At 70.5% G+C, this 26,969-nt stretch carries 27 protein-coding genes; 10 read left to right on the top strand and 17 right to left on the bottom strand.

The features are described from left to right. The first annotated feature begins 72 nt into the window (after positions 1-72). From ACIP5K_RS00190 to ACIP5K_RS00205, 4 genes are all read left to right on the top strand, one after another. On the top strand, positions 73-1,080 hold the full coding sequence (locus ACIP5K_RS00190; protein ID WP_401403270.1) for an ABC transporter ATP-binding protein: 1,008 nt from the start codon (positions 73-75) through the stop codon (positions 1,078-1,080). A gap of 1 nt (position 1,081) precedes the next feature. Then, entirely contained in the window at positions 1,082-1,852 is a 771-nt protein-coding gene (locus ACIP5K_RS00195) for an ABC transporter permease subunit (RefSeq protein WP_401403272.1), read from the top strand. 169 nt (positions 1,853-2,021) lie between these two features. Beyond that, positions 2,022-3,281 (top strand): ABC transporter ATP-binding protein, encoded by a 1,260-nt coding sequence (locus ACIP5K_RS00200; protein WP_401403275.1) that lies wholly within the window; start codon positions 2,022-2,024, stop codon positions 3,279-3,281. Further along, positions 3,278-4,111 carry an ABC transporter permease subunit gene (locus ACIP5K_RS00205; protein WP_401403278.1) on the top strand — a complete coding sequence of 278 codons (834 nt, stop codon included), beginning with the start codon at positions 3,278-3,280 and terminating at the stop codon, positions 4,109-4,111. Before ACIP5K_RS00200 ends, ACIP5K_RS00205 begins: the two co-directional genes overlap by 4 nt. A 12-nt stretch (positions 4,112-4,123) precedes the next feature. Here ACIP5K_RS00205 and ACIP5K_RS00210 read toward each other — a convergent pair whose 3' ends face one another. After that, complete coding sequence (locus tag ACIP5K_RS00210) at positions 4,124-4,459, bottom strand: ATP/GTP-binding protein (RefSeq protein ID WP_401403281.1); 336 nt, start codon at positions 4,457-4,459, stop codon at positions 4,124-4,126. Positions 4,460-4,690: 231 nt separating this feature from the next. On the opposite strand from ACIP5K_RS00210, the gene ACIP5K_RS00215 reads away from it, so the two are divergent. Beyond that, on the top strand, positions 4,691-5,725 hold the full coding sequence (locus ACIP5K_RS00215; RefSeq protein WP_401403284.1) for an LLM class flavin-dependent oxidoreductase: 1,035 nt from the start codon (positions 4,691-4,693) through the stop codon (positions 5,723-5,725). A gap of 101 nt (positions 5,726-5,826) precedes the next feature. Here ACIP5K_RS00215 and ACIP5K_RS00220 read toward each other — a convergent pair whose 3' ends face one another. Next, on the bottom strand, positions 5,827-6,219 hold the full coding sequence (locus tag ACIP5K_RS00220; RefSeq protein ID WP_401403286.1) for an SCO5389 family protein: 393 nt from the start codon (positions 6,217-6,219) through the stop codon (positions 5,827-5,829). A 294-nt stretch (positions 6,220-6,513) separates the two neighbouring features. On the opposite strand from ACIP5K_RS00220, the gene nucS reads away from it, so the two are divergent. Further along, positions 6,514-7,185: an endonuclease NucS gene (nucS, locus tag ACIP5K_RS00225; RefSeq protein WP_401403289.1), complete on the top strand. Its 672-nt coding sequence runs from the start codon at positions 6,514-6,516 to the stop codon at positions 7,183-7,185. A gap of 47 nt (positions 7,186-7,232) precedes the next feature. Here nucS and ACIP5K_RS00230 read toward each other — a convergent pair whose 3' ends face one another. The 3 genes from ACIP5K_RS00230 to ACIP5K_RS00240 all read right to left on the bottom strand — a co-directional run bounded on the left by ACIP5K_RS00230 (position 7,233) and on the right by ACIP5K_RS00240 (position 11,311). Next, positions 7,233-9,716, bottom strand: coding sequence for an ATP-binding protein (locus ACIP5K_RS00230; protein WP_401403292.1), 2,484 nt, complete (start codon positions 9,714-9,716; stop codon positions 7,233-7,235). Between the two features lie 245 nt (positions 9,717-9,961). Further along, positions 9,962-10,285 carry an STAS domain-containing protein gene (locus ACIP5K_RS00235; protein WP_401403295.1) on the bottom strand — a complete coding sequence of 108 codons (324 nt, stop codon included), beginning with the start codon at positions 10,283-10,285 and terminating at the stop codon, positions 9,962-9,964. 174 nt (positions 10,286-10,459) lie between these two features. Beyond that, positions 10,460-11,311: a 3-hydroxyacyl-CoA dehydrogenase family protein gene (locus ACIP5K_RS00240; RefSeq protein WP_401403298.1), complete on the bottom strand. Its 852-nt coding sequence runs from the start codon at positions 11,309-11,311 to the stop codon at positions 10,460-10,462. Positions 11,312-11,664: 353 nt separating this feature from the next. On the opposite strand from ACIP5K_RS00240, the gene ACIP5K_RS00245 reads away from it, so the two are divergent. Then, positions 11,665-12,237, top strand: coding sequence for a cob(I)yrinic acid a,c-diamide adenosyltransferase (locus tag ACIP5K_RS00245; protein WP_401403301.1), 573 nt, complete (start codon positions 11,665-11,667; stop codon positions 12,235-12,237). Here ACIP5K_RS00245 and ACIP5K_RS00250 read toward each other — a convergent pair. Next, on the bottom strand, positions 12,234-12,794 hold the full coding sequence (locus ACIP5K_RS00250; protein ID WP_401403304.1) for a hypothetical protein: 561 nt from the start codon (positions 12,792-12,794) through the stop codon (positions 12,234-12,236). The genes ACIP5K_RS00245 and ACIP5K_RS00250 overlap by 4 nt on opposite strands. A gap of 163 nt (positions 12,795-12,957) precedes the next feature. Here ACIP5K_RS00250 and ACIP5K_RS00255 point away from each other — a divergent pair, with 163 nt between their 5' ends. The 3 genes from ACIP5K_RS00255 to ACIP5K_RS00265 all read left to right on the top strand — a co-directional run bounded on the left by ACIP5K_RS00255 (position 12,958) and on the right by ACIP5K_RS00265 (position 16,822). Next, positions 12,958-14,145 (top strand): sensor histidine kinase, encoded by a 1,188-nt coding sequence (locus tag ACIP5K_RS00255; RefSeq protein WP_401403306.1) that lies wholly within the window; start codon positions 12,958-12,960, stop codon positions 14,143-14,145. Beyond that, positions 14,142-14,777, top strand: coding sequence for a response regulator (locus tag ACIP5K_RS00260; protein WP_401403309.1), 636 nt, complete (start codon positions 14,142-14,144; stop codon positions 14,775-14,777). Before ACIP5K_RS00255 ends, ACIP5K_RS00260 begins: the two co-directional genes overlap by 4 nt. 170 nt (positions 14,778-14,947) lie before the next feature. Beyond that, positions 14,948-16,822: a glycosyl hydrolase family 18 protein gene (locus ACIP5K_RS00265; RefSeq protein ID WP_401403312.1), complete on the top strand. Its 1,875-nt coding sequence runs from the start codon at positions 14,948-14,950 to the stop codon at positions 16,820-16,822. A 73-nt stretch (positions 16,823-16,895) separates the two neighbouring features. Here the strand turns inward: ACIP5K_RS00265 and ACIP5K_RS00270 are convergent, their stop codons facing one another. The 11 genes from ACIP5K_RS00270 to ACIP5K_RS00320 form a co-directional block, all read right to left on the bottom strand. After that, complete coding sequence (locus ACIP5K_RS00270) at positions 16,896-17,351, bottom strand: DUF2550 domain-containing protein (RefSeq protein ID WP_401403315.1); 456 nt, start codon at positions 17,349-17,351, stop codon at positions 16,896-16,898. A gap of 158 nt (positions 17,352-17,509) precedes the next feature. Further along, on the bottom strand, positions 17,510-17,884 hold the full coding sequence (locus ACIP5K_RS00275; protein WP_401403318.1) for a F0F1 ATP synthase subunit epsilon: 375 nt from the start codon (positions 17,882-17,884) through the stop codon (positions 17,510-17,512). 115 nt (positions 17,885-17,999) lie between these two features. Next, positions 18,000-19,436 (bottom strand): F0F1 ATP synthase subunit beta, encoded by a 1,437-nt coding sequence (gene atpD / locus ACIP5K_RS00280; protein WP_401403321.1) that lies wholly within the window; start codon positions 19,434-19,436, stop codon positions 18,000-18,002. Next, a complete protein-coding gene (locus ACIP5K_RS00285) occupies positions 19,436-20,353 on the bottom strand; it encodes a F0F1 ATP synthase subunit gamma (protein ID WP_401403324.1) in 918 nt (305 codons plus the stop codon). The genes atpD and ACIP5K_RS00285 overlap by 1 nt, the downstream gene beginning before the upstream one ends. Positions 20,354-20,373: 20 nt before the next feature. Further along, a complete protein-coding gene (gene atpA, locus ACIP5K_RS00290; protein WP_401403327.1) occupies positions 20,374-21,966 on the bottom strand; it encodes a F0F1 ATP synthase subunit alpha in 1,593 nt (530 codons plus the stop codon). A gap of 113 nt (positions 21,967-22,079) precedes the next feature. Next, positions 22,080-22,901 (bottom strand): F0F1 ATP synthase subunit delta, encoded by an 822-nt coding sequence (locus tag ACIP5K_RS00295; protein ID WP_401403330.1) that lies wholly within the window; start codon positions 22,899-22,901, stop codon positions 22,080-22,082. Next, positions 22,898-23,443: a F0F1 ATP synthase subunit B gene (locus tag ACIP5K_RS00300; protein ID WP_401403333.1), complete on the bottom strand. Its 546-nt coding sequence runs from the start codon at positions 23,441-23,443 to the stop codon at positions 22,898-22,900. Before ACIP5K_RS00300 ends, ACIP5K_RS00295 begins: the two co-directional genes overlap by 4 nt. A 40-nt stretch (positions 23,444-23,483) precedes the next feature. Beyond that, the gene (locus ACIP5K_RS00305; RefSeq protein WP_401403336.1) at positions 23,484-23,735 is read right to left on the bottom strand and encodes a F0F1 ATP synthase subunit C; all 252 of its coding nucleotides are present in this window, start codon (positions 23,733-23,735) and stop codon (positions 23,484-23,486) included. Between the two features lie 78 nt (positions 23,736-23,813). Next, positions 23,814-24,635, bottom strand: coding sequence for a F0F1 ATP synthase subunit A (atpB, locus tag ACIP5K_RS00310; RefSeq protein WP_401403339.1), 822 nt, complete (start codon positions 24,633-24,635; stop codon positions 23,814-23,816). A 225-nt stretch (positions 24,636-24,860) separates the two neighbouring features. After that, on the bottom strand, positions 24,861-25,304 hold the full coding sequence (locus ACIP5K_RS00315; protein WP_401403340.1) for a hypothetical protein: 444 nt from the start codon (positions 25,302-25,304) through the stop codon (positions 24,861-24,863). A 261-nt stretch (positions 25,305-25,565) separates the two neighbouring features. Continuing rightward, the gene (locus tag ACIP5K_RS00320; protein ID WP_401403343.1) at positions 25,566-26,939 is read right to left on the bottom strand and encodes an MraY family glycosyltransferase; all 1,374 of its coding nucleotides are present in this window, start codon (positions 26,937-26,939) and stop codon (positions 25,566-25,568) included. Between the last annotated feature and the right edge of the window lie 30 nt (positions 26,940-26,969).

The raw sequence follows: 26,969 nt of genomic DNA on the forward strand, positions 1-26,969 counted from the left end.
CTTGCGCAGCTCTGTCAGCCCCCTGCCCCAAACAAGTGGCAGGGGGCTTGTCCGCGCTCTAGCGTGGCCTCCATGATTGAGCTCGAGGGGCTGACGAAGCGGTACGGCGACAAGACCGCCGTCGACAACCTCACCTTCAGCGTCCGGCCGGGCATCGTCACCGGTTTCCTCGGTCCGAACGGCGCGGGCAAGTCGACGACCATGCGCATGATGCTCGGGCTCGACAACCCCACCGCGGGGACGGTCCGGATCGACGGGTCGCAGTACGCCCGGCTCAGGGATCCCCTCAAGTTCATCGGCGCGCTCCTCGACGCGAAGGCGATGCACGGCGGCCGCAGCGCGTACAACCACCTGCTCTGTCTCGCCCAGTCCAACGGCATCCCGAGCAGCCGGGTCTCCGAGGTGCTGGACACCGTCGGCCTGACCGCGGTGGCGAAGAAGAAGTCGAAGGGCTTCTCGCTCGGCATGGGGCAGCGGCTCGGCATCGCCGGCGCGCTCCTGGGCGACCCGCAGATCCTGATGTTCGACGAGCCGGTGAACGGGCTCGACCCCGAGGGCATCCACTGGATCCGCAATCTGATGAAGTCCCTCGCGGCCGCGGGCCGTACGGTCTTCGTCTCCTCGCACCTGATGAGCGAGATGGCGCTCACCGCCGACCACCTCGTGGTCATCGGGCAGGGCCGGCTGCTCGCCGACACCTCCATGGCGGACTTCATCCGGGAGAACTCGCGGTCGTTCGTGCGGCTGCGCTCGCCGCAGCGCGAGCGTCTGCTGGACGTCCTGCACGAGAACGGCATCACGGTCGTGGAGTCCGGGAACGGCACGCTGGAGGTCGACGGCGGCTCCGCCGAGCAGCTGGGCGAGCTGGCCGCGAGCCACCAACTGGTGCTGCACGAGCTGAGCCCGCAGCAGGCGTCCCTCGAAGAGGCCTTCATGCAGCTGACCGCCGGCTCCGTCGAGTACCACGCGCACTCGGGCGAGACGGCGCCGCCACCGCCCCCGCTCGACCAGCAGCAGGGCCCGCAGCAGGGCTGGGGCGCGTCCTGGAACCGCGACAAGAACCAAGGGAAGGGCGCCTGAGATGGCCGTGGCACAGGTCCTCCGCTCCGAGTGGACCAAGATCAGGTCGGTCAGCTCGACGGCCCTCACCCTCAGCCTCGCCGTCGTCGTCTCGGCCGGGCTCGGCATGCTCGTCAGCGCGCTGTCCGCAAACGACTTCAAGAACCTCTCCACTCAGAGCAAGCTGACCTTCGACCCGACGTTCATCTCCTTCTCCGGGCTCTCGCTGGGGCAGCTGGCGATGGTGGTGTTCGGGGTGCTGGTCGTGGCCGGCGAGTACAGCACGGGCATGATCCGCACCTCGCTGGCGGCGGTCCCGCAGCGCGGCACGTTCCTGTTCGGCAAGATCGCGGTGGCCTCGCTGCTGGTCCTGGCCGTCGCCCTGGTGACCAGCTTCGCGTCGTTCTTCCTCGGCCAGCTGATGCTCGGCGACCACAGCACGGACCTGGGCGCGCCGAACGTGCTGCGCGCCGTGCTCGGCGCCGCCGTCTACATGACGCTGGTGGCGATGTTCTCCATGGGCATCGCCGCGATGCTCCGCTCGCCGATGCTGTCGCTGGGCATCCTCATGCCGTTCTTCTTCCTGATCTCGCCGATCCTCGGCAGCGTCTCGGCGACGAAGAAGGTCGCCCAGTACTTCCCCGACCAGGCGGGCTCCCGGATCATGCAGGTGATCACCCCGGCCGACGACGACACGGCGTACGGCCCGTGGGGCGGCCTGGCGATCCTGCTGGTGTGGGTGGCCGTGGCCCTGATCGTGGCCTACGCGCTGCTGAAGAAGCGGGACGCGTAGACCTCCGCGCGACCGCCGCTACCAGGCGCCCCACCAGCCCCTGCCCGCTCTTTGCTCACTCTTGGCCGGAACCGTCAGCGCTCGGATACGCTCCTAACCCTTACGGGGGCGTCCGCCCCGACGTCCTGAACCGTTCAGAACCGTTCAGACCTTCCGATGGGTGCGGAGAATGATCGAGGCAGTCGGCCTGACGAAGCGCTATGGCGCGAAGACGGCCGTGTACAACCTTTCCTTCCGGGTCCGGCCGGGCACCGTCACCGGCTTCCTGGGACCGAACGGCTCGGGCAAGTCGACGACGATGCGGATGATCCTCGGCCTCGACAAGCCCTCGCAGGGCCGGGTGACCATCGGCGGACACCCGTACAACGAGCTGCCGAACGCGCCGCGCCAGGTCGGCGCGCTGCTCGACGCGAAGGCCGTGCACGGCGGCCGGACCGCCCGCAGCCACCTGCTCAGCCTGGCCCAGCTCTCCGGCATCCCGGCCCGCCGGGTCGACGAGGTGCTCGGTGTCGTCGGCCTCCAGGAGGTCGCGAAGCGGCGGTCGAACGGGTTCTCGCTCGGCATGGGCCAGCGGCTCGGCATCGCGGCGGCGCTGCTCGGCGACCCCCAGGTGCTGCTCTTCGACGAGCCGGTCAACGGCCTGGACCCGGAGGGCATCCTCTGGGTGAGGAACCTGATGAAGTCGCTGGCCGCCGAGGGCCGGACGGTCTTCGTCTCCTCGCACCTGATGAGCGAGATGGCGCTGACCGCCGAGCACCTCATCGTGATCGGCCGCGGACAGCTGCTGGCCGACATGAGCGTGCGGGACTTCATCGCCCACAACTCGGCCGGTTTCGCCCGGGTGCGCACCCCCGACACCGAGCCCGCGCAGCGCGAGAAGCTGAGCGCGGCGCTGACCGGGGCGGGCGGCCAGGTGCTGCCCGAGCCGGACGGCGCGCTGCGGGTGACCGGCCTGCCGCTGCCGCGGATCAGCGACCTCGCGCACGAGACCGACGTCCGGCTGTGGGAGCTGTCCCCGCACCAGGCCTCGCTGGAGGAGGCGTACATGCGGATGACGCAGGGCGCCGTCGACTACCGCTCCACGGTCGACCAGCGTGCGGGCCTCCAGCAGCAGCCGGCGCCCGGCATGCTGCCGCCGCAGGCACCGCCGATGCCCGCTCCCGGCCAGGACCAGCCCGGCTGGTACGCCCCGCCGCCGCCCCAGGGCGCACCGCAGCAGCAGCCGGCTCCCGGCGCGAACCCGTACGCCACCCCGCAGGCCCCGGCGGCACCGCCCGCCGCTCCCCCGGCGGCACCGCCCGCCGAGCCCCTCCCGGTGAACGCGACGGCCGTCCTGCGGAAGCCGAGCACGCCGAGCCCGGCGAACACGGCGAACACGGTGAACACGACGAACACGACGGACGAGACGCAGAAGGACGACGCCCGATGAGCACGCCGCCCCCGCCCTACGCCCCGCCCGGCGCCTCGTACCACTCCCCCATCCCCGTGCGCCGTGCCCATCTCGGCGACGCGCTCGCGTCGGAGTGGACGAAGATCAGATCGGTGCGCTCCACGATGTGGACGCTCGGCGTGATGATCGTGCTCATGGTCGGCATCGGCATCGCGTCGGCCGCCGTGGTCGCCTCCGCGGACACCCCGTCGACGGACGGCGACGCGACGCTGGGCCTCGGTTTCTTCGGGGTGCTGCTCGGTGTCATCTGCGTGATCACGCTGGGTGTGCTGACCATCGCGTCCGAGTACGGCACCGGCATGATCCGCACGACGATGACGGCCTGCTCCAGCCGGAACCGGGTGCTCGCCGCCAAGGCGATCGTGTTCTTCGCGCTGGTCTTCGTGCTGACCACGGTGGTCGCCGCGCTGGTCGGCGCGATCCAGGTGGGGATCGTGGGCGGCGAGTCGCCGACCGGCGCCATGTGGTTCAAGTCGACCGTCGGCGTCGGCCTGTTCGTGGCGCTGCTCGGCCTGCTCGGACTGGCGCTCGGCACCCTCGTGCGGCACTCGGCGGGCGCGATCACCATCATGATCGGCGTGGTGCTGCTGCCCCTGGTCCTCGCGCTGTTCATGTTCGCGGAGTCGCTGAAGGACCTCCAGCAGGCCCTGCTGGAGTACTCGATCCCGAGCCAGCTCGCCGTGCTCTACGACAACTCGGTGGCCGGCGGCTCGGGACCGTCCGGCTGGGACCCGCTGTGGATCATCCTCGGTGTCACCGGCGTGGCGCTGGCCGCCGCGTTCGCGAGCCTCAACAGCCGTGACGTGTAGGGCCCGGGGCCCTCAGTAGCGCGGCGCGTTCCGGGACCGCTGCACCTTCGTGGTGCGGCGGTCCTTCGCGTTCCAGCACGCCTTGTGCCAGTGGCGCCGGTCGTCCACGCCGCCGTACTCCGGCCAGGCCACCACATGGGCGACCCCGGAGGCGATCTCCTGGTCGCATCCGGGGCAGCGGTAGGTCTTGCCGACCGCGCTCGCGCCCGCGACGTGGCGCACGCTCCACGCCTCGCCCCGCCACGTCTCGGTGGACTGGAACCCGCCGTAGCGCCGCCCCTCGTCCTCGCCGCCGAAGCTGCTGCCGAACGATCCGCCGGTCTTCGGGCGGTTGCGACGCGGGGACACGGATCACCTCGTGGGGTGCTGGTTCGGGAAATTCAGGAAAAGGGAACCCGACCAGCGTACGCCGACGGAGCTGGGGCGATCGGCCCTCACCACGGCCCGCGCCGGCCTCCTCGGCACCGGGCTCCGGAGAAAATCTGCCAATCTTCCTGCGGAGCCGTGTCCTTGGCACTTGCCAATCGTTCATGCCTGTATGGGGAGTGCCCGCGTCGGCGCCAAGGAGGCAAAAACGCGATGCGCGTAGGAACGTTTGTACTGGCGGCACAGTTTCCGGGTCAGGGGCAGGGGGAGGCGCTGCACCGGGCGGTGCGGTCGGCCGAGGTCGCCGAGGAGGCCGGCCTGGACACGGCCTGGCTCGCCGAACATCACTTCGTGCCGTACGGGACCTGCCCGTCGGCCGTCACCCTGGCCGGGCTGCTGCTCGGCCGCACCCGCACCCTGCGGGTCGGCACGGCCGTCAGCGTGCTGCCGACGGCGCACCCGGTGGCCCTCGGCGAGCAGGCGGCGCTGCTGCACCTGACCTCGGGGGGCCGGTTCTCGCTCGGCGTCGGACGCGGCGGGCCGTGGGTGGACCTGGAGGTCTTCGGCGCCGGTCTGGAGGCGTACGAGTCGGGGTTCCCGGACGCGCTGGACCTGCTGCTGCGCTGGCTGCGCGAGTCACGGGTGGCGGGCGGGAGCGACCGGTTCCCGTTCCGCGAGGTGCCCGTGGTGCCGCGTCCGGCCGAGGCGATAGGCGACACGGACCCGGCGGGCCCCGAGGTCGTCGTCGCGTGCACGTCCCCGAAGAGCGTGCGCACCGCCGCCGAGCGCGGCCTGCCGATGCTGCTCGGGATGCACTGCGGGGACGAGGAGAAGGCGGAGATGGTCGCGCTGTGGCGGCGCTACGCGCGCGAGGCCGGACGCGCGCCCGACGAGATCCTCTCCGCGCCCCATGTCTCCGCCGGCGTCGCCCAGATCGGGGACAGCACCGCGGACGCCACCGAGACGCTCCTGAAGGCGATGCCGGGCTGGCTGAAACAGGGGCTGGACGCCCATGTGACGGTGGACGGCCGGGTCCGCTCGATGCGGGACGCGCGCGCCTACACGGAGCTGCTGTGCGGTCTGCACCCGGTCGGGACACCGCAGTTGGCCGCGGACCGGCTCGCCGCCACGGCGGAGCGCACCGGCATCGGGCGTTACGCACTGCTCGTCGAGGGCTCCGGGGATCTCGCGGCCACGGAGGAGAACGTGCGGCGGCTGGGAGCCGAGGTCCTCCCGCAACTCGGCTGATCCCGCCCGTCGGTCACCCTCGGGGTCCGGTGCCTGCCGCCCGTACAGAAGCACCTCCCGCGCACGGGACGGCAGGCAGGCCGGAGCCACGGCGTGAGCCGTCAGCAGTCACGCAACTCCGGTGACTGGTTGAGCAGCTGGTTGCGGGCCGAGGTGAAGCGGGTCAGCGTGTCGTCCACCTCCGGAGTCAGCGGGAACACCGCGACCCGGTGGCAGTTCTGGAACGCGAGCCGCACACCGAAGTGCCGTTGCAGAGCGCCGCGTATCGCGTCGCTCGCGAGCGCGCGCAACAGCTGTCCACGTGCCTGCTCGTCCGGCGGCGGCGTCTGGTTGTCGGCGAAGTCTCCGCCGTCGACCTTCAGCTGGGCCACCAGCGAGCTGACCATCTCCCATGCGTAAGGCAGGGAGGTCCGGACGCAATCGACGAAGTCCGCTTCGTCGACCTCGCCTCGCTCGGCCTGTTCCAACAGTGCCGGTGAGACGTCGAGCGACATGGGTTCTCCTCTCGCACCCCCGGGGAGCGGGGGTTGACGGACAGGCCGGGAGTCCCCGGTACACGCGGTTCCTCGAACACTCAGCGTGCGCGCACCGCGACCTCCTGCTTCTACGGTATGCAACGCGTCCGGAGCGCAACAGGGCGTACAAGGCGGCGGTCGCACACAACCAGCCAATAACGAACGGGGTTCTTCTTAATAAAAGGGGCACCCGAAAGGGCCCGGACAGGGTGGTGCCGCGCGACGGGCGGGCGAAGTGCGGGGAGCGGCGGCAGTCGAGTAGCGTTGCCCACCATGCGTCTCGTCATCGCCCGCTGCTCCGTGGACTACGCGGGCAGGCTCACCGCCCATCTTCCGTCGGCCCCCCGCCTCATCCTCGTGAAGGCGGACGGCAGCGTCTCCATCCACGCGGACGACCGGGCCTACAAGCCCCTCAACTGGATGTCGCCGCCCTGCACCTTGAAGGAGGGCACGGGTGACGACGAAGGCACCTGGACCGTCATCAACAAAGCGGGCGAGAAACTGATCATCACGATGGAGGAGATCCTCCACGACTCCTCGCACGAACTCGGCGTGGACCCGGGGCTCATCAAGGACGGCGTGGAAGCGCACCTCCAGGAGCTGCTCGCCGACCGCATCGACACCCTCGGCGAGGGCTACACGCTGATCCGCCGCGAGTACATGACGGCGATCGGTCCGGTCGACATCCTGTGCCGGGACGCCGAGGGAGGGACCGTCGCCGTGGAGATCAAGCGGCGCGGCGAGATCGACGGCGTGGAGCAGCTCACCCGCTATCTGGAGCTGCTGAACCGCGATCCGCACCTCGCGCCGGTCCGGGGCGTCTTCGCGGCGCAGGAGATCAAGCCGCAGGCCCGGGTCCTCGCGACGGACCGCGGCATCGGGTGCGCGGTGCTCGACTACGACGCGATGCGGGGCATCGAGGACGACAAGCTGCGGCTGTTCTAGCCCCGCCCGTCCGGACGACGGCCCGCCCGGACGGGCGGGCCGTCGCGCTACACGACGGTGCGGGAGACGCTCGGGGCGACCGGGTCGCCCGCCGTGGTGGTCGACTCCGTGTCCGTCGGCGACGGCTCCGTCGGGTCCGGCGAGGGCGATGTGGAGGTCGGGTCGTCGCTCGGCGTCGGCGGCTTCGTGGACGGCTTGGTCGGCGTCTTCGAGGGCGTCCTGCTCGGCGACTTCGACGGCTCGTCGGACGGCGACCCCGTCGGGCCGTCCGGCGACGTGCTGCCGCTCGGGCCGTCCGACGGCGAGCCGGTGGCCGACGGCGACGGATCGTCCGCCGTCCCCGGGATGCCGTCCGCGCCGGGGTCGCCCGGCAGCGCGGAGGAGCCCGGCCCGGCACCGCCCGCGGCGCCGCCCTCGGCCTCGCCCGCGCCCAGCTCCCCGCCGCTCTCCCCCGCCGTGGCCGACGGGTTGGTGTCGACCCGGTCGGAGGACGGCCGGTCGTTGTCCGACGTGAGGCCGAGGGTGACGACCGTGCCCAGCACCGCGACGAGCAGGGCGCCCGCACCGGCCGCGGCCACATTGCGCCGGGTGCCCCTGACGAGCGACGCGCGCGAGGGCGCCCGGCCGCCGCCGATCACCGTCGGGGCGGGGGCGGGCGGCGCCGGGGGCCGGCTCACCAGCGTCTCGGCCCCGCGCGCCGCTTCGAGCTGCGGGAAGGCGGTCGGCACGCCGCGGGGCGGCGACTGCGACTCCTCGTACGTGGCGTCGGGGACTTCCTCACCGGCCGTCGTGCGGTCGCCCGGCAGGGCGCCGCCGGAACGGTCCGCCACCAGCGCGAGCGCGCGCCGGCCGGCGATCGTGCCGCGCTTGTCGGCGAGGGCGCCGCGCAGGCCGATGGAGGCCTCCAGCTCGGCGCGGGCCCGGTCGAGCTGCCCCTCCAGCAGGGCGAGGATCCCCAGCTCGTGGTGGAAGTAGGCCTCGTCGGAGACCAGTCCGGCGAGCCGGGCCGCCTCCTGCCCGGAGCGCAGCGCGCGCTCCCAGGCGCTCCAGGCGAGCCCGGCGGCGAACGCGGGGGCGGCGGCGCGGGCCAGCTCCACGGAGGCGGGCGTCTCCCCGTCGTCGGCCGTCACCGGTACGAGGACGGCGAGCGCGGCCAGCAGGGCGTCGCTCTCGGCGGCGACCCGCCCGGGCCCGACCGACGGGTGGCCGGCCCACCAGGCGTAGTGCCGGGCCGCGGCGCGGGCCCGCTCGACGCTCTCGTCGCCGAACCCGACGGCCTCCAGCTGGACCTGGACCCCGGCCGCGAGGCGGTAGCGGGCGCCGACCGCGGTGACCAGCGCGCTGGAGACCAGCTCGGCCAGGGCCGCGTCGGCGTGCTGGTCGCCCACGAGCGCGGGCAGGTGCGCCTGGTGCGGGATCTCGCCGCCGAGCGCGACGGCGAACCGCAGGGTGGCGCGGGCCGAGGCGCTGAGCCGGGAGGCGAGCAGCGCGGCGGGCGCGGCTCCCTCGGCGAGCGAGGGCAGCGGGACGTCGTCGCCGTCGGCGGAGTCGGCCGGCGCGTCGGCGGGCGTCTCGGAGAAGTAGTCGTAGTCCTCGAAGACGTCGGGGTCCGCGCGCAGTTGGTCGCGCTGCCGCAGCAGGGCGCCGGCCTGGGCGAAGCGCAGCGGCAGGCCCTCCGACTCGAACCACAGGTCGCCGGCCCACTGGGCCTCGTCGTCGGTCAGCACCCGGCCGACGACGCGCTCCAGGAGTTCCAGGCCGGCGCCGCGGCCGAGACCGCCGAGGACGACCTGCTCGACGTGGGCGCCGGCCGACGGAGCCGGGACGTCGGGCGTCGAGGCGAGCAGGTAGGCGCACTCGGGGGTGGCGTCGAGGAGTTCGTCGAGCTGGGCGCCGCCGAACTCCAGGTCGTCGAGGACGACGACGGCGCCGACCTCGTGGACGAGGGCGCGCATCAGGGCGCGGTCGGGGCGGTGCAGCGGCGCGTCGAAGACCGCGCCGAACAGGTCGTGCAGGAGGTCGTCGGCGGAGCGGCGGTGTCCGGAGAGCCGGACGACGCCGTCGGGCGCGAGGCCGAGGCAGTCCTCGGCCACCTGGTCGAGGAGGGCGGTGCGACCGGATCCGGACGGTCCGGTGAGCCGCACGGAGCGGCCGCGGGCCAGGAGGCGCACCAGGCTCTCGCGGTCGTCCTGGCGCTCCAGGAGCGGCAGCCGGGGCAGTGCGGGCCCGGGCGGCAGCGGCGGGCGGGCGGCGCGCGCGAGCTCGGCGCGGGTGGCGTCGTCGTACTTGGCGGGCGTGCCCCGGCGCTCGCCCGGCGGGCAGGGTTCGATCTCGCTGCCGTCGACGGGGTTGACGGTCAGCAGGTGGTCGCCGGACACGAGCCGCACGGTGCGTGCGAGGGCGGGGGCCGGCTGGCCGAAGTCCTGGGTGAGCGGATCGCGGGGCGGGCGCTGGCGGGCGCCCTGCGCGGGTGTGGCGTCGGCGCGCCGGTCCTGGCCGAAGTCTTCGGGTCCCCGGGTCGTCGGGTCCATGGTCAAAGCCCCCCAAAAGCGTGGTGTGCCGCTTGCCCCTCCCGGCCTGTGCACACTGCGCTGTCGCTTCTGGTCCGGTGCCCGCGAGGCGGGTACGTCATACCGCGGGCGACCGAACCCTAGACCTTGTCGCAGTATCTCCGAACAGCCGGGGTGCCGCGCCGCCCGAGACGTCACAGTCTCGTGAGGATTGTGGGCGCTTCCGCGGGAACGGGGGATTCACCCGGTGGCGCAGGGAACGTGCCTCACACGCGGGGCAGGGACTCGACCCCGATGCCGCCCTCGATGGCCAGGATGCGGTGCAGCCGGGTCGCGACCAGCAGGCGCTGCATGCGGTCCGGGACCCCGCGCAGCACGAGCCGGCGGCCGCAGCGGCCGGCCCGCCGGTGGGCGCCCATGATGACACCGAGTCCGGTCGCGTCCCACGAGTCCAGTTCGGACAGGTCGAGGACCAGGTCTCCGAGGCCGTCGTCGACGGCGGTGTGCAGGACCGTACGGGCGTCCGCCGCGCTCCGGACGTCGAGGCGGCCCCCGACGACCAGCTCGGCGTGGTCGCCCCTGATGTGCATATGCGCTCCCCGTGCGATCAGTAGTGACGAGAGGTTTCCAGGTGATCTGGGTATGTCACTGCAACTGACTGGCCGAAGGCGCCAGAAGTTGCCGTCTGTAAGCGAACCGATATCGAATTCACCCTGAGGGGTGATGTCGCGTCAGGCGGGCCCGGTCCAGGCCCGCTTGCCGGTTCAGCCGTGCTTGTAGAAGCCCTGCCCGCTCTTGCGGCCGATGTCACCGGCGTCCACCATCCGGCGCATCAGCTCCGGCGGGGCGAACTTCTCGTCCTGCGACTCGGTGTAGATGTTGCTGGTGGCGTGCAGCAGGATGTCGACGCCGGTGAGGTCGGCGGTGGCGAGCGGGCCCATCGCGTGGCCGAAGCCGAGCTTGCAGGCGATGTCGATGTCCTCGGCGGTGGCGACGCCCGACTCGTACAGCTTCGCCGCCTCGACGACGAGGGCCGAGATGAGCCGGGTGGTGACGAAGCCGGCCACGTCCCGGTTGACGACGATGCAGGTCTTGCCGACGGACTCGGCGAACTCCCGCGCGACGGCGAGCGTTTCGTCGCTCGTCTTGTAGCCGCGGACCAGCTCGCACAGCTGCATCATCGGCACCGGCGAGAAGAAGTGGGCGCCGACGACGCGCTCCGGACGGTCCGTCACGGCCGCGATCTTGGTGATCGGGATGGCGGAGGTGTTCGACGCGAGCACCGTGTCGTCGCGCACGATCTTGTCGAGCGCGCGGAAGATCTCGTGCTTGATCTCCAGCTTCTCGAAGACCGCCTCGACGACGAGATCGGCGTCCGCGACCGCGTCCAGATCGGTGGTCGGGGTGATGCGGGCGAGGGCCGCCTCGGCGTCCCCGGCCGCGAGCCGGCCCTTGCTCACGAACTTGTCGTACGACGCCTTGATGCCGTCCGTGCCGCGCGTGAGGGCGTCGTCGGTGACGTCGCGCAGCACGACGTCCCAGCCCGCCTGGGCGGAGACCTGGGCGATGCCGGACCCCATGAGACCGGCCCCGATGACGGCGAGCTTCCGTGCCACGTGCGACTCCCCTTAACCGCGTACCCGCGTACCGCTTAACCACTGTTTACGTTGCTCTGTGGCGGACGATAGCGCCCGTGAGGGGGCATGGGGCGGTTAAGAGATGCGCGTCACGTCTCGAATGACGGACATCACACCGAGTTGGATCACCGGGGGTTCACCGGGCGTCCCGCAAGGCGTAGTTGAGTACCTTTCCGCTCAGGAGTTCGCTCAGGAGTTCGCTCAGGAGTTCCTCGATGTCGCCGAGGAGTTCGAGGGTCTCCCCGCGGTCGTCGACACCCGCTGGCCGACACCCGCCGTACGGGGTCCCGGCCGCCACCGGACGCGCCGCCGGGACTCACTACGCTGGTCGCATGGTCAATCTGACGCGCATCTACACCCGCACCGGGGACAAGGGCAGCACCGCCCTCGGCGACATGAGCCGCACCGCCAAGACCGATCTGCGGATCTCGGCCTACGCGGACGCCAACGAGGCCAACGCCGTCCTCGGCACGGCGATCGCCCTCGGCGGCCTGCACGAGGAGGTCGTGGCGGTGCTCACCCGCGTCCAGAACGACCTGTTCGACGTCGGCGCCGACCTGTCCACGCCGGTCGCGGAGAACCCCGCGTACCCGCCGCTGCGCGTCGAGCAGTTCTACATCGACAGGCTGGAGGCGGACTGCGACCGGTTCAACGCGGAGCTGGAGAAGCTGCGCTCGTTCATCCTGCCCGGCGGAACCGCGGGCGCGGCCCTCCTGCACCAGGCGTGCACCGTGGTGCGGCGGGCCGAGCGCTCGACGTGGGCGGCCATGGAGGCCCACGGCGAGACGATGAACCCGCTGACGGCGACCTACCTGAACCGCCTCTCGGACCTGCTCTTCATCCTCGCCCGCACCGCCAACAAGGAGGTCGGGGACGTGCTGTGGGTGCCCGGCGGCGAACGCTAGGACCGCGGGACCCGCACGGCGTCCCGCTCCGGCGCCTTCTTCGGGAACAGCGTGTAGCTCAGCGCGATGACCACGTTGATCCCGATGAGGAACAGCATCCGCTGCTGCCACTGGACCAGGGACCCGGTGGACCCGTCGTCGCCCACGTACCGGATCGCGCCCTCCAGCAGGGCGAGCGCGACGACCGAGGCGAGCACCCACCGCGCGGCGACCTTCCACTCGTGCGCCGCGCGCGCCGCGCCGTACCGGGGCGTGGCCGGCGGCGGACCGCCCGCGAAGCGGTGGGCGACGCGGACGTCCACCCACCGGACGGTGGAGCGCCCGAGCCCCACCGAAAACCCGATGTAGACGGCGGCCAGGCCGTGCTTCCAGTCCGGTTCGGCGCCGTTCCGCAGGTCGACGGCGGTGACGACCAGCAGCAGCATTTCGAGGAGCGGCTCGCACAGCAGGACGGCGAGTCCCGCGCGCGGCATCCCCGCCCAGTGGCGCAGGGCGAGTCCGACGGCGAGCAGCACCCAGAAGGCGATCTCGCAGCCGACGACGAGCGTGACGATCACGGCGGGCTCCTCTCGTTCCCTGCCTCCATCCTGGCCGCCCGGCGGGCCGCAGGCGTCGTCGCCGGTGACGAGGGCGCACTGCATCCTTCGATGTACCGGCGGCCCGCCCGACCTCGTCCCCGGGCACCGTGCCCGGCGGCCGCCGGGCGTGTTGGATGGGGACATGCAGCTGCCGCTCCCCCGCCCGCACCGCGACGACGTCCGCATCGCCGTGGCGGGCCTGCTGGGCGGGCTGCTGCTGTGGGCCATCGGCCTGCGCATGAACCTGGACCGGCCGTTCGGCGGCGCGTGGCCGCTGCTGCCGCTCGTCGCGATGTCCGCCCTGGAACTGGTGCGCCGCACGCTGCCGTGGTGCGCGGTCGCGGCGGGCACCCTCGTGCTGGTCGCCGACCAGTGCACCCCGGGCAGCCTGGCGACCGTCCTGATGTACACCGACCTGGTCTACGCGTCCGTGCTGTACGGGAGTCCGGCGGCGGCCCGGCGCATCCCCGTGGCCGGCGGTCTGCTCACGGTCGCGGTGTCGCTGGGCGCCCTCGCGCTGCTGCGGCGGCCCGAGGCGCTGCTGCTCGGGGTGGCCGTGGGCCTGCTGGCGTTCGCCCCGGCCGCCACCGGGGTCCTGGTGCGCAACCACCGCGACACGGCGGCGGCCGAGCGGCTGCGGGCCGAACAGACCGCGCTGCTCGCCGAGATGGACCGGGCGCAGGCGGTGACGGCGGAGCGTGCCCGGATGGCCCGCGAGCTGCACGACATGGTCGCCAACCACCTGTCGGCCATCGCGATCCACTCCACGGCCGCCCTGTCCCTCGACGACGCGGCCACCACCCGTACGGCGTTGGAGACCATCCGCGAGAACAGCGTCGACGGGCTGGCCGAGATGCGGCGGCTGATCGGCCTGCTGCGCGACGCGGGCGCCTCCGCGGAGCCGGCCGCGGCGCCGACCCTGGACGGTCTGGGCGCCCTCGTCGAGCAGGCCCGCGCGAACGGGCTCGACGTACGGCTGACCGTCTCCGGCGCCACCGCGGGCCTGCCCGCCCCGGTCGGCCTGGCCGCGTACCGCATCGTCCAGGAGTCCCTCACCAACGCCCTCAAGCACGCCGCCCCCGGCCGCGTCGCGGTCGAGGTCACGCGCGCGCCCGACCGGGTCGAGGTGCGGGTGGTCAGCCCGTACGGTGACCGGGACGGGCCGCGCGCGCCCGGCTCCGGCGCCGGTCTCGTCGGCATGCGGGAGCGCACCGACCTGCTCGCCGGAACCTTCGAGGCGGGGGCGTGCCCCGGCTCCGGGCGGACCGTCTGGCGGGTCCGGGCGACCCTGCCCCTGCAACTGCCCGCCCCCGAAGGAGAACCCGCGTGATCCGCGTAGTCGTCGCCGAGGACCAGTCCGCCGTACGGGCCGGGCTCGTCCTCATCCTGAACAGCGCGCCGGACATCGAGGTGGCGGGCGAGGCCGAGGACGGCGAGCGGGCGGTGGCGCTGGCCCGCGAGCTGCGGCCCGACCTGGTCCTGATGGATGTGCAGATGCCGCGCCTCGACGGGGTTTCGGCCACGCGCGAGATCGTCGCGGAGGCGCTCGCGGACGTGCTGGTGCTGACCACCTTCGACCTCGACGCGTACGTCTTCGGGGCGCTGCGGGCGGGCGCCAGCGGCTTCCTGCTCAAGACCGCCGACGCCAGGGACCTGATCGAGGGGGTCAGGACGGTGGCGCGCGGGGAGGGCATGATCGCGCCCGCGGTGACCCGCCGGCTGATCGCCGAGTTCGCGTCGGCGCCGCAACGCGCGGGCGCACCGCCCGAGTTGGCGACGCTCACCCGACGCGAGCGCGAGGTCCTCGGCTGCCTCGGCGCGGGGCTGTCCAACGCGGGCATCGCGGACCGCCTCGACATGGCGGAGGCCACGGTGAAGACGCACGTCAGCCGCCTGCTGGGCAAGCTCGGCCTGCGCAGCCGGGTGCAAGCCGCGGTGCTGGCCCAGGAGTTGGGTCTGTAGCCCGCTGTCACAGGTTGGCCGAAAGCCGTGATTGGTTTAGACCTTGACCGCTGGTCCAGACCTTTCTATATTCACCGCACTGCGGTGAGCACATCCTTACTTCCGGTGCTCATGGGCGACGCAGGGATCCAACCCCGTTCACGGACCCCCGGAATCCCGAGGAGCACCCCATGCGCTCGACCGACGTACCCAGAAAGCGACTGCGGCACAGATTCACCGCCGTTCTCGCCACGTTCGTCCTCCCCGCCGCCGGCCTCACCGCCGTCACGGCCCTCGCGTCCCCCTCGCAGGCGGCGGCCGCGGCCAGCGCCGTCACCGCGACCTACGCCAAGACCCAGGACTGGGGCTCCGGCTTCGAGGGCAAGTGGACGATCAAGAACTCCGGTACCACCGCCATCAGTTCGTGGGCCGTCGAATGGGACTTCCCCAGCGGCACCAAGGTGACCTCGGCCTGGGACGCCACCGTCACCAACTCCGCCGACCACTGGACCGGCAAGAACCTCTCCTGGAACGGGTCGCTCGCCCCCGGCGCCTCGATCTCCTTCGGCTTCAACGGCTCCGGCACCGGCGCCCCCTCCGGCTGCAAGATCAACGGCGCCTCCTGTGACGGCGGCGACGTGCCCGGCGACGCGGCCCCCTCCGCGCCCGGCACCCCGACCGCCTCGGCCGTCACCGACACCTCGGCGAAGCTCTCCTGGGCCGCGGCCACCGACGACAAGGGCGTCAAGAACTACGACGTGCTGCGCGACGGCGCCAAGATCGCCACGGTCACCGGGACCACGTACTCCGACAGCGGCCTGACCGCCGGCACGGACTACTCGTACACGGTCCAGGCCCGCGACACCGCCGACCAGACCGGCCCCGCCTCCGGCGCGGTCAAGGTCCACACCACTGGCGGCGGCGGCACCGACCCGGGCACCCCGGGCCCCGGCGGCAAGGTCAACCTGGGCTACTTCACGGACTGGGGCGTCTACGGCCGCCAGTACTACCCGAAGAACCTGGAGACCTCCGGCTCGGCCGCGAAGATCACCCACATCAACTACGCCTTCGGCAACGTGCAGAACGGCCAGTGCACGATGGGTGACTCCTACGCCGACACGGACATGGCCTACACCGCGGCCAACTCCGTCTCCGGTGTCGCCGACACCTGGGACCAGCCGCTGCGCGGCGCCTTCAACCAGCTGCGCCAGCTCAAGGCCAAGCACCCGAACCTGAAGATCCTGTGGTCCTTCGGCGGCTGGACCTGGTCCGGCGGCTTCGGCCAGGCCGCGCAGAACCCGGCCGCGTTCGCCGACTCCTGCTACAAGCTGGTCGAGGACCCGCGCTGGGCCGATGTCTTCGACGGCATCGACATCGACTGGGAGTACCCCAACGCCTGCGGCCTGTCCTGCGACACCTCGGGCCAGGACGCCCTGAAGAAGCTGTCCACGGCGCTGCGCGCCAAGTTCGGCGCCAACAACCTGGTCACCGCCGCGATCACCGCGGACGGCTCGGCCGGCGGCAAGATCGAGAAGAACGACTACGCGGGCGCGTCCCAGTCCTTCGACTGGTACAACGTCATGACCTACGACTTCTTCGGCGCGTTCAACGCCAAGGGCCCGACGGCTCCGCACTCCCCGCTCACCTCGTACGCCGGTATCCCGCAGCAGGGCTTCACCTCGGCGGACGCCATCGCCAAGCTCAAGGCGCAGGGGGTCCCGGCCGCCAAGCTGCTGCTCGGCATCGGCTTCTACGGACGCGGCTGGACCGGCGTCACCCAGAAGGAGCCGGGCGGCACGGCCACCGGCCCGGCGGCCGGCACCTACGAGCAGGGTATCGAGGACTACAAGGTCCTGAAGACCAAGTGCCCCGCGAACGGCACCGTGGCCGGCACCGCGTACGCCTACTGCGGTTCCGACTGGTGGTCCTACGACACCCCGGCGACCATCGCCTCCAAGCTGACCTGGGCCAAGTCGCAGGGTCTGGGCGGCGCGTTCTTCTGGGAGTTCTCGGGAGACACCACCAACGGTGAACTGGTCACCGCGGTCGCCAACGGCCTGAAGTAACACCCGAAAGACGAAGCCGGGCCCACGGGAACGCCCCCCGTGCGCCCGGCTTCTCCATGCCGTCGGCCGGCCGTCAGGCCACGTTCACCCGCTGCCCGGGGGGCGCCGCCTCCAGCCACGCCAGGAAGCCGGTCAGCGCGTCCTCGCTCAGGGCCAGCTCCAGCCGGGTGCCGCGATGCGTGCAGGCCAGCACGATGGCGTCGGAGAGGAGCGCCAGCTCCTCCTCGCCCTCGGGGGCCCGCCGCCCGACGACCTCGATGGCCGCCCGCTCCAGGATCCGCCGCGGCCGCGGCGCGTACGAGAACACCCGGAACCACTCGATCCGGTCGCCGTTGTAGCGCGCGATCCCGTATCCCCAGCCCTTGCCGGAGGTGTCCACGGCGTCCGGCGCGGGAGCGTCCCACCGCAGCGAACAGTCGAAGGTGCCGCCCGAGCGCTGGATCAGCCGGCGCCGCAGGCCGAAGACGAACAATCCCAGCAGTACGAGTACGACGACCGCGACTACGCACAGCACGAGAACGAGGACCATCTGCACCGACCTCCTCGTCTCTCAAGGAACTTCTCGACCGATCAAACGCCTGATAACGGAACAGCAAAAACGGGTGGAGATGGCCTCAGCCGCGACCCGGTCCGGAGGGCTACTCCGGCCTGGGCCGCGGCTGAGATGCGTCTATGGGCTCGCTGTGATCAGCGGGTCGCCACCGCACGCAGTCGGACGTCGGCACGACGCTCGGCGGACGCGTCGGCGTCCGACTTCGCGCGCTCCAGCGCCCGCTCCGCCCGCTGGACGTCGATCTCGTCCGACAGCTCGACGATCTCGGCCAGCAGCGACAGCTTGTTGTCCGCGAACGAGATGAAGCCGCCGTGGACAGCGGCCACGACCGTTCCACCGTCGCTCGTGCGGATGGTCACCGGGCCCGACTCCAGCACACCGAGCAGCGGCTGGTGACCGGGCATGACGCCGATGTCGCCGGACGCGGTACGCGCGACGACCAGGGTGGCCTCGCCGGACCAGACATTGCGGTCCGCGGCGACGAGCTCGACGTGCAGCTCAGCAGCCAAGGTGGGCTCCTCGGGTCACCACCCGGCGGCATCCGCTGCCGGGTGTTGGGTCAAAGTCTAGTGGGCGTTGCGGGAGGGCCGGGACACACCCCGGCCCTCCCATGAGCTACGGGGCTCAGGAGACGCCGAGCTCCTTGGCGTTGGCCTTGAGGTCCTCAATGCCACCGCAGAGGAAGAACGCCTGCTCCGGGAAGTGGTCGTACTCGCCGTCGATGATCGCGTTGAAGGCCGTGATCGACTCGTCCAGCGGGACGTCCGACCCGTCGACGCCGGTGAACTGCTTGGCGACGTGGGTGTTCTGCGACAGGAAGCGCTCCACGCGACGGGCACGGTGGACGGTGAGCTTGTCCTCCTCGCCCAGCTCGTCGATACCGAGGATCGCGATGATGTCCTGGAGGTCCTTGTACTTCTGGAGGACCGTCTTCACACGCATGGCCGTGTTGTAGTGGTCCGCCGCGATGTAGCGCGGGTCCAGGATGCGGGACGTGGAGTCCAGCGGGTCCACGGCCGGGTAGATGCCCTTCTCCGAGATCGGACGGGAGAGCACCGTCGTCGCGTCGAGGTGGGCGAACGTGGTGGCCGGGGCCGGGTCGGTCAGGTCGTCCGCGGGGACGTAGATCGCCTGCATCGAGGTGATCGAGTGACCACGGGTCGACGTGATGCGCTCCTGGAGGAGACCCATCTCGTCGGCCAGGTTCGGCTGGTAACCCACGGCGGACGGCATGCGGCCGAGCAGCGTGGAGACCTCGGAACCGGCCTGCGTGAAGCGGAAGATGTTGTCGATGAAGAACAGCACGTCCTGCTTCTGCACATCGCGGAAGTACTCCGCCATGGTCAGACCCGCGAGGGCCACGCGCAGACGGGTGCCCGGCGGCTCGTCCATCTGACCGAAGACCAGGGCGGTCTTGTCGATGACGCCGGACTCGGCCATCTCCTCGATGAGGTCGTTGCCCTCACGGGTGCGCTCACCGACACCGGCGAACACGGAGACACCGTCGTGGTTGTTGGCGACGCGGTAGATCATCTCCTGGATGAGCACCGTCTTGCCGACGCCGGCACCGCCGAACAGGCCGATCTTTCCACCCTTGACGTACGGGGTGAGGAGGTCGATGACCTTGACGCCGGTCTCGAACATCTCGGTCTTCGACTCGAGCTCGTCGAAGTTCGGGGCCTTGCGGTGGATGCCCCAGCGCTCGCCCGTGTACGTCTCGTCGGTGTTCAGGACCTCGCCGAGGGTGTTGAACACCTTGCCCTTGGTGAAGTCACCGACGGGAACGGTGATCGAGGCACCGGTGTCGCTCACCGCGGCCTGGCGGACCAGACCGTCGGTGGGCTGCATGGAGATCGCGCGGACCAGGCCGTCACCGAGGTGCTGGGCGACCTCGAGCGTCAGGGTCTTCTTCTCGCCGTCCTTGGCCGGGTCGGCCACCTCGACGTGAAGCGCGTTGTAGATGTCCGGCATCGCGTCGACGGGGAACTCCACGTCGACGACCGGGCCGATGACCCGGGCGACGCGGCCCGTGGCAGCGGCCGTCTCAACAGTGGTCGTCATTACTTGTCACTCCCCGCGGTCGCGTCGGCCAGGGCGCTGGCGCCACCGACGATCTCGCTGATTTCCTGGGTGATTTCGGCCTGGCGGGCCGCGTTGGCAAGACGGGAGAGCGTGTTGATCAGCTCGCCCGCGTTGTCGGTCGCCGACTTCATCGCGCGGCGCGTGGCGGCGTGCTTGGAGGCAGCCGACTGGAGCATCGCGTTGTAGATACGGCTCTCGACGTAGCGCGGCAGCAGGGCGTCGAGGACGTCCTCCGCCGACGGCTCGAAGTCGTACAGCGGAAGGATCTCGTCCTTGGACGAGGACTCCACCGCCACCTCTTCGAGGCTGAGCGGCAGCAGGCGGCCGTCGACCGCCGTCTGCGTCATCATCGAGACGAACTCGGTGTAGACGATGTGGAGTTCATCCACGCCGCCGTCCGCCGTCTCCTTCTCGATGGCCTCGATCAACGGGCCCGCGACCTTCTTGGCGTCCGCGTACGTGGGCTCGTCGGTGAAGCCCGACCACGACTCCGCGACCTTGCGCTCGCGGAAGTTGTAGTGGGCCAGACCGCGGCGGCCGACGATGTACGTGTCGACCTCCTTGCCCTCGGCCACGAGCCGCTCGGTGAGCTGCTCCGCGGCCTTGATCGCGTTCGAGTTGAAGGCACCGGCCAGACCGCGGTCGCTCGTGAGGAGCAGGACCGCGGAGCGGGTCGGCGTCTCGGCCTCCGTCGTCAGCGGGTGCTTGGTGTTCGACCCGGTCCCCACCGCCGTGACCGCGCGCGTCAGCTCGGTCGCGTACGGCGTGGAGGCCGCCACCTTGCGCTGCGCCTTGACGACGCGCGAGGCGGCGATCATCTCCATCGCCTTGGTGATCTTCTTGGTCGCGGTGACGGACCGGATGCGACGCTTGTAGACCCGGAGCTGGGCTCCCATGAGTCAGGTCCCTTCCGTCGTCACTTACCGGCGGCGGCCGGAGCGTCCTCGCCGAGAAGCTTCCCGTCCGAGGTCTCGAACTGCTTCTTGAAGTCGACGATGGCGTCGGCAACAGCGGTGAGGGTGTCGTCCGACATCTTGCCGCCCTCCTTGATGGAGGTCATGAGGCCCTGCTCCTTGCGGTGCAGGTGCTCCAGGAGCTCCTTCTCGAAGCGGCGGATGTCGGCGACGGGGACGTCGTCCATCTTGCCGGTGGTACCGGCCCAGACGGAGACGACCTGGTCCTCGGTCGGCATCGGCTGGTACTGAGCCTGCTTGAGCAGCTCGACCAGACGCTGGCCGCGCTCCAGCTGCGACTTCGACGCGGCGTCCAGGTCGGAACCGAAGGCGGCGAACGCCTCCAGCTCGCGGTACTGGGCCAGGTCGAGGCGCAGTCGGCCGGAGACCTGCTTCATCGCCTTGTGCTGCGCGGAACCACCGACGCGGGAGACGGAGATACCGACGTTCAGCGCGGGGCGCTGACCGGCGTTGAAGAGGTCCGACTCCAGGAAGCACTGGCCGTCGGTGATGGAGATGACGTTGGTCGGGATGAACGCCGAGACGTCGTTGGCCTTCGTCTCGACGATCGGCAGACCCGTCATCGAACCGGCACCGAGGTCGTCCGAGAGCTTCGCGCAGCGCTCGAGCAGACGCGAGTGCAGGTAGAAGACGTCACCCGGGTAGGCCTCGCGCCCCGGCGGGCGGCGCAGCAGCAGGGACACGGCGCGGTAGGCGTCGGCCTGCTTCGAGAGGTCGTCGAAGATGATGAGGACGTGCTTGCCCTCGTACATCCACTGCTGGCCGATGGCCGAACCGGTGTACGGCGCCAGGTACTTGAAGCCGGCCGGGTCGGACGCCGGGGCGGCGACGATGGTCGTGTACTCCAGCGCGCCGGCCTCTTCCAGGGCACCCCGCACGGAGGCGATGGTGGAACCCTTCTGACCGATGGCGACGTAGACGCAGCGGACCTGCTTCGACGGGTCGCCGGTGCGCCAGTTGTCACGCTGGTTGATGATCGTGTCGACGGCCAGGGCGGTCTTGCCGGTCTGGCGGTCACCGATGATCAGCTGTCGCTGGCCACGGCCGATCGGGGTCATGGCGTCGACGGCCTTGTAGCCGGTCTCCATCGGCTCGTGCACCGACTTGCGCTGCATGACCGTGGGGGCCTGCAACTCAAGGGCGCGGCGGCCGACGGTGTCGATGTCGCCGAGGCCGTCGATCGGGTTGCCGAGCGGGTCGACGACGCGACCCAGGTAGCCCTCGCCGACGCCGACGGACAGGACCTCGCCGGTACGCGTGACCGGCTGACCCTCCTCGATGCCGCTGAACTCACCGAGGACGATGGCGCCGATCTCGCGCTCTTCCAGGTTGAGCGCGAGGCCGAGGGTGCCGTCCTCGAACTTCAGCAGTTCGTTGGCCATGGCCGAGGGGAGACCCTCGACCTTCGCGATGCCGTCGCCGGCAAGGGTGACCGTACCGACCTCCTCGCGCGAGGCCGCGTCCGGCTTGTACGCCTGGACAAAGTTCTCCAGCGCGTCCCGGATCTCCTCCGGCCGGATCGTGAGCTCCGCCATCTGGGTTCCCTGCTCTCCTTGTTGGGCCCGAAGTGTTCTTGGGGTCTGGGGTCAGCCCCCAGGAATCCTCTGCACGGCCCAACTAGGGCCGTAGTTCGTACGTGGGTGAGGTGTCAGCCGGCCATGCGGCGGCTGGCGTCCTCGATGCGGTCCGCGATGGAGCCGTTGATGACCTCGTCGCCGACCTGCACCTTGATCCCGCCGAGGACCCCGGGGTCCACGTCCAGGTTCAGGTGCATCTGACGGCCGTAGAGCTTCGCGAGGGCCTGACCCAGGCGCTGCTTCTGCTGGTCGGTCAGCGGCACCGCCGTCGTGACGACGGCCACCATGCGCTCCCGGCGCTCTGCGGCGAGCTTGGAGAGGGACTCGAGTCCCCCTTCAAGGCTACGTCCACGCGGCGCGGTCACAAGACGCTCGACGAGACGCTCGGTGGTGGGCTTGGCCCGGCCGCCGAGCAGCTCCTTGACGAGGCTGCCGCGCAGTGCGCCCGAGGCGCCCTTGTCGGTCAGGGCGGCTCGCAGCTGCGTGTTGGACGCGACGATCCGGCCGAACCGGAACAGCTCGTCCTCGACGTCGTCGAGCCGGCCGCTCTGCTGCGCCGCGGTGAGGTCCGCGGTCGTGGCCAGCTCCTCCAGGGAGTCGACCAGATCGCGCGACGCCGACCACCGGGAGCGGACCAGACCGGACACCAGGTCGACGGCCGCGCCGCTGACCTGGCCGCCGAGCAGCCGGCCCGCGAGCTCGGCCTTGGCCTCGGCGGCCTGGGCCGGGTCGGTGAGGACGCGGCGCAGCGAGACCTCGCGGTCCAGCAGCGCCGTCACCGCGGCCAGGTCACCGGCGAGCGCCTCGGCGTCGACCGACGTGGAGTCGGTCAGCGCGTCCAGGCGCCCACGCGCGTCGACGAGGGCCTCGCGGCTCGCTCCGTGGACGGTCATCGAGCAGCCTCTGCCTTCTCCTCGAGCTCGCCGAGGAAACGGTCGATCGTGCGCGACTGCCGGGCGTAGTCGTCGAGCGACTCGCCGACCAGCTTGCCGGCCAGGTCGGTGGCCAGCTGGCCGACGTCCTGACGCAGCGACTGAGCGGCGGCCTTGCGGTCGGCCTCGATCTGGGCGTGACCGGCGGCGATGATCTCCTCACGCTGCCGCTGGCCTTCCGCACGCATCTCGGCGATGAGCGTGGCGCCCTGCTCCTGCGCCTCCTGGCGCAGCCGCGCGGCCTCGTGCCGGGCTTCGGCGAGCTGAGCCTTGTACTGCTCAAGAACGCTCTGTGCCTCGGTCTGAGCGGCCTCGGCCTTCTCGATACCGCCTTCGATGGCCTCGCGGCGCTCCTCCAGAACCTTGTTGATGTTCGGGAGCAGCTTCTTGGCGAGGAAGCCGAAGACGATGACGAAGGCGATAAAGCCGATCACGAGCTCGGGGATCGGCGGGATGAGGGGGTTCTCTGCCTCCTCAGCCGCCAGCTGAACCAGGAAGCTCATTTCAATGCCTTTCGTCGAAAGGAACGGTCCGACGGACGGATCAGGCGCTCGGGTAAACGAACGGCATGACCAGACCGATCAGAGCCAGCGCCTCACAGAAGGCGAAGCCGAGGATCTGGTTGGCGCGGATCAGGCCGGCAGCCTCGGGCTGACGGGCGAGAGCCTGGGTACCGTTACCGAAGATGATGCCGACGCCGACGCCCGGGCCGATGGCCGCGAGGCCGTAACCGATCGAGCCGAGGTTGCCCTTGATTTCGACGCCAGCGGCGAGGGTCTGCGCGAGAGCGGACATGCCGGTTCTTCCTTCTCTTTCAAGTACCGGTGGGGGTTGGCCACCGGATGTCTATGGAATGTGGTGCAGAAGTCGGACTCAGTGGCTTTCGGCCATTGCGCCCTGGAGGAAGCTGCACGCGAGGAGCACGAACACGTAGGCCTGCACGGCCTGGATGAAGAGCTCGAACGCGGTCATGACGAGGACCATCACGAACGAGACGGCCGAGTACGCGATGCCGATGCCGTTGAGCATGTACCAGCTGGCGATCGTGAAGAGCAGCAGCAGGGTGTGGCCGGCGAACATGTTCGCGAAGAGCCGGACGGTGTGCGTGAACGGCCGGACGATCAGGTTCGAGAAGAACTCGATCGTCATCGACAGCGGCAGCACCGCGCCGAGCGACTTGTCGTAGCCCGTGAAGTTCTTGAAGGCGCCGACGAAGCCGTGGCGCTTGAAGGTGAGCGCGACCCACATCACGTACACGATGGCCGCGATGGCCGCCGGGTAGGAAATGATCGCCGTCACCGGGAACTGGGCGATCGGGATGATCGACCAGAGGTTCATCATCCACACGAAGAAGAACAGCGAGACCATGAAGGGCACGTACTTCTCGCCCTCGCGCTTGCCGATCGTCTCGTAGACGATGCCGCGCCGGACGAAGTCGTAACCGGCCTCGGCGACCATCTGCAACTTGCCGGGAACCATCTTCGGCTTGGCGAAGGCGGCCCAGAAGAAGCCGATGATGACAACCGACCCGAGCAGCGCCAGGAGCATCGTCTTGTTGAAGTACAGGTTGCTGTCCGCGTCGCCCCAGAGGGGCTCGAACAGGAACGAGTGCAGGCCGGGGGCCGGGAAGCCACACCCATCAAAAAGGTGGCAGTCGGTCTCGAAGGCGAGCACCTGCGTCGGGTCAGCACTCACCGCGGGCTCCTTCAGCGTGGCGCATAGGTACGGCAACCTCGTTGTGTCGGCGCGGCGAGCAGCCGCGGTTCGGCACGGGACTGGTGTTACGGATGTGGGGGCGGCAGGTGGGCATCAAGCCTCGCGCTACAGCAGGCGTCAGCTCAGATGCCCGCGCCCGCGATGCCGCAGTTGGCACCGGACGATAGCAGGGTCCCGTAGCTCCGCTTATCCCGCCCCTACGCTTCACGACGTCGGCCCCGTCTTCTCGGCCTTCTCGCCCTTCTGGGAGGCGGAGTCCGGATCGACGTAAAGGATCTTCGCCTTCATGTGGGCGCGCGTCTGCGCGGCGATCCACGCGAGGGTCGAGACGACCAGTGCGATCGCGAAGGACCGCGGGTTGAAGAGCGTCGTGTCCTTGAAGAGAGCCATGAAGACGACCATCAGCAGCAGCTGCACCGCGTAGAGCATCAGGCCCATCATCTGGAACAGGTGCGGAAGCGATTTGGCAGTGCGCTCCAGGACCAGCAGGCCGAGCCCCATGAAGAACATCGCCACGACCGTGCCCACGAGCGCACCGAGAGCCCCCTTGCCGCCCGCGACGGCGGCGCTGATCGCGATCGTGATCGCGCCAACTGCCGCTGTGGGTACGGCGATTTTGAGAAGGGTCCGTGCGTCGTTGGACGGCATGGCGGCAGCTCCGCTTAGTGATGGGGGCAGGGTGTCGTCATGGACGAGCGTAGTCCGGGGCCGAGAGTGAATTTCGGGCCAAGGGACCGTCGCACTCCGGTCTTTCGGCTCTATCCCCGGGTTTCGTGAACGGTATCACAAACTATTTGATGCGGTCTTTACCTAGATGGTGTGCTTGCTGTCACACATGAGAGTGACAGTGCGCGTCTGCGCGCCTACTTCAGCAACTTGTCTGCTATTGGGGCCTTTTGCCACCCCGCGTCAGCGCGACGAACCGGCCTTCCGCCGATCGGTGAAGCGCGAACGGGCGCCAATTGCCGTCGCTCCGTTGACTCCTGCGGGAATCGGCGTTCGTTCGCCTTCGTCGCCTTCGTCGCTTTCGCCTTCTTCGCCCTTTTCCGCACGCGTGTCCGCAGTGGCGGCATCCGCCGGCTCACCGTCCGGCGTCCGCCCGGCGGCCCGGCGGCGCCGGTAGCGCGGAGGCACCAGGTGCTCGGCCCAGCGCGGGGTGTGCGGCGTGAAGCGCGGCAGCAACAGCAGCAGCAGCCCGACGAAGCTCAGGGCCACGACGCTGAGCATCACCCACGTCCCGGACGCGGAGTGCACCGAGTAGGCGACCGCGCCGAAGGCGATGAGCGCCGACCAGAAGTACATGATCAGCACCGCGCGGGAGTGCGAGTGGCCGATCTCCAGGAGCCGGTGGTGCAGGTGGCCGCGGTCGGCGGCGAACGGCGACTGCCCGTTCCAGGTCCGGCGCACGATCGCGAGGACCAGGTCCGCGAACGGGATCGCGATGATCGTCAGCGGCATCAGCAGCGGGATGAAGACCGGGAGCATCGCGTGCGTGGTGTCCCGGGTGGAGCCGCCGAGGTTGAGCTTCAGGGCGTCCGGGTCGACCTGCCCGGTGATGGAGATGGCGCCCGCGGCCAGCACGAGCCCGATCAGCATCGACCCCGAGTCGCCCATGAAGATCCGCGCCGGATGCATGTTGTGCGGCAGGAAGCCCAGGCACATGCCCATCAGGATCGCCGCGAACAGCGTGGCCGGAGCCGCCGACTCGATGCCGTAGCCGTACCAGATCCGGTACGCGTACAGGAAGAACGCCGCCGCCGCGATGCACACCATGCCGGCCGCGAGCCCGTCCAGGCCGTCGACGAAGTTCACCGCGTTGATCGTGATGACCACGAGCGCGACGGTCAGCAGCGTGCCCTGCCACTGGGTCAGGGAGACCGTGCCGACGCCGGGGATCGGCAGCCACAGGATCGTCAGACCCTGCATGACCATGACGCCCGCGGCGATCATCTGGCCGCCCAGCTTGATCAGGGCGTCGATCTCGAACTTGTCGTCCAGGACGCCGATCAGCCAGATCAGCGCGGCGCCCGACAGCAGGGCTCTCGGCTCGTTCGAGGACTCGAAGACCTGGTCCAGGTTGGTCAGGTGGTCGGCGACCAGCAGGCCCGCGCACAGGCCGAAGAACATGGCGATCCCACCGAGCCGCGGCGTGGGCTCCCGGTGCACGTCGCGTGCCCGGATTTCCGGCATGGCGCCGGCCACGATCGCGAACTTCCGCACCGGGCCGGTCAGCAGGTACGTCACCGCGGCCGTGATGCAGAGCGTCAGCAGGTATTCACGCACGGGCTTCCCCACAGGTATCGCTGGCCATCT

The sequence above is a fragment of the Streptomyces sp. NPDC088785 genome (genome assembly GCF_044750685.1).
Classification (GTDB): Bacteria; Actinomycetota; Actinomycetes; order Streptomycetales; family Streptomycetaceae; genus Streptomyces.

What these genes read in the sequence shown, in the direction of transcription:
- ACIP5K_RS00245 (WP_401403301.1), top strand. Translation starts at nt 11,665, where the DNA reads ATGGTCAATCTGACGCGCATCTACACCCGCACCGGGGACAAGGGCAGC.
- ACIP5K_RS00190 (WP_401403270.1), top strand. Translation starts at nt 73, where the DNA reads ATGATTGAGCTCGAGGGGCTGACGAAGCGGTACGGCGACAAGACCGCC.
- ACIP5K_RS00255 (WP_401403306.1), top strand. Translation starts at nt 12,958, where the DNA reads ATGCAGCTGCCGCTCCCCCGCCCGCACCGCGACGACGTCCGCATCGCC.
- ACIP5K_RS00195 (WP_401403272.1), top strand. Translation starts at nt 1,082, where the DNA reads ATGGCCGTGGCACAGGTCCTCCGCTCCGAGTGGACCAAGATCAGGTCG.
- atpD (WP_401403321.1), bottom strand. Translation starts at nt 19,436, where the DNA reads ATGACGACCACTGTTGAGACGGCCGCTGCCACGGGCCGCGTCGCCCGG.
- atpA (WP_401403327.1), bottom strand. Translation starts at nt 21,966, where the DNA reads ATGGCGGAGCTCACGATCCGGCCGGAGGAGATCCGGGACGCGCTGGAG.
- ACIP5K_RS00235 (WP_401403295.1), bottom strand. Translation starts at nt 10,285, where the DNA reads ATGCACATCAGGGGCGACCACGCCGAGCTGGTCGTCGGGGGCCGCCTC.
- ACIP5K_RS00200 (WP_401403275.1), top strand. Translation starts at nt 2,022, where the DNA reads ATGATCGAGGCAGTCGGCCTGACGAAGCGCTATGGCGCGAAGACGGCC.
- ACIP5K_RS00295 (WP_401403330.1), bottom strand. Translation starts at nt 22,901, where the DNA reads ATGACCGTCCACGGAGCGAGCCGCGAGGCCCTCGTCGACGCGCGTGGG.
- ACIP5K_RS00300 (WP_401403333.1), bottom strand. Translation starts at nt 23,443, where the DNA reads ATGAGCTTCCTGGTTCAGCTGGCGGCTGAGGAGGCAGAGAACCCCCTC.
- ACIP5K_RS00285 (WP_401403324.1), bottom strand. Translation starts at nt 20,353, where the DNA reads ATGGGAGCCCAGCTCCGGGTCTACAAGCGTCGCATCCGGTCCGTCACC.
- ACIP5K_RS00315 (WP_401403340.1), bottom strand. Translation starts at nt 25,304, where the DNA reads ATGCCGTCCAACGACGCACGGACCCTTCTCAAAATCGCCGTACCCACA.
- ACIP5K_RS00265 (WP_401403312.1), top strand. Translation starts at nt 14,948, where the DNA reads ATGCGCTCGACCGACGTACCCAGAAAGCGACTGCGGCACAGATTCACC.
- ACIP5K_RS00270 (WP_401403315.1), bottom strand. Translation starts at nt 17,351, where the DNA reads ATGGTCCTCGTTCTCGTGCTGTGCGTAGTCGCGGTCGTCGTACTCGTA.
- ACIP5K_RS00215 (WP_401403284.1), top strand. Translation starts at nt 4,691, where the DNA reads ATGCGCGTAGGAACGTTTGTACTGGCGGCACAGTTTCCGGGTCAGGGG.
- ACIP5K_RS00220 (WP_401403286.1), bottom strand. Translation starts at nt 6,219, where the DNA reads ATGTCGCTCGACGTCTCACCGGCACTGTTGGAACAGGCCGAGCGAGGC.
- ACIP5K_RS00230 (WP_401403292.1), bottom strand. Translation starts at nt 9,716, where the DNA reads ATGGACCCGACGACCCGGGGACCCGAAGACTTCGGCCAGGACCGGCGC.
- ACIP5K_RS00205 (WP_401403278.1), top strand. Translation starts at nt 3,278, where the DNA reads ATGAGCACGCCGCCCCCGCCCTACGCCCCGCCCGGCGCCTCGTACCAC.
- nucS (WP_401403289.1), top strand. Translation starts at nt 6,514, where the DNA reads ATGCGTCTCGTCATCGCCCGCTGCTCCGTGGACTACGCGGGCAGGCTC.
- ACIP5K_RS00305 (WP_401403336.1), bottom strand. Translation starts at nt 23,735, where the DNA reads ATGTCCGCTCTCGCGCAGACCCTCGCCGCTGGCGTCGAAATCAAGGGC.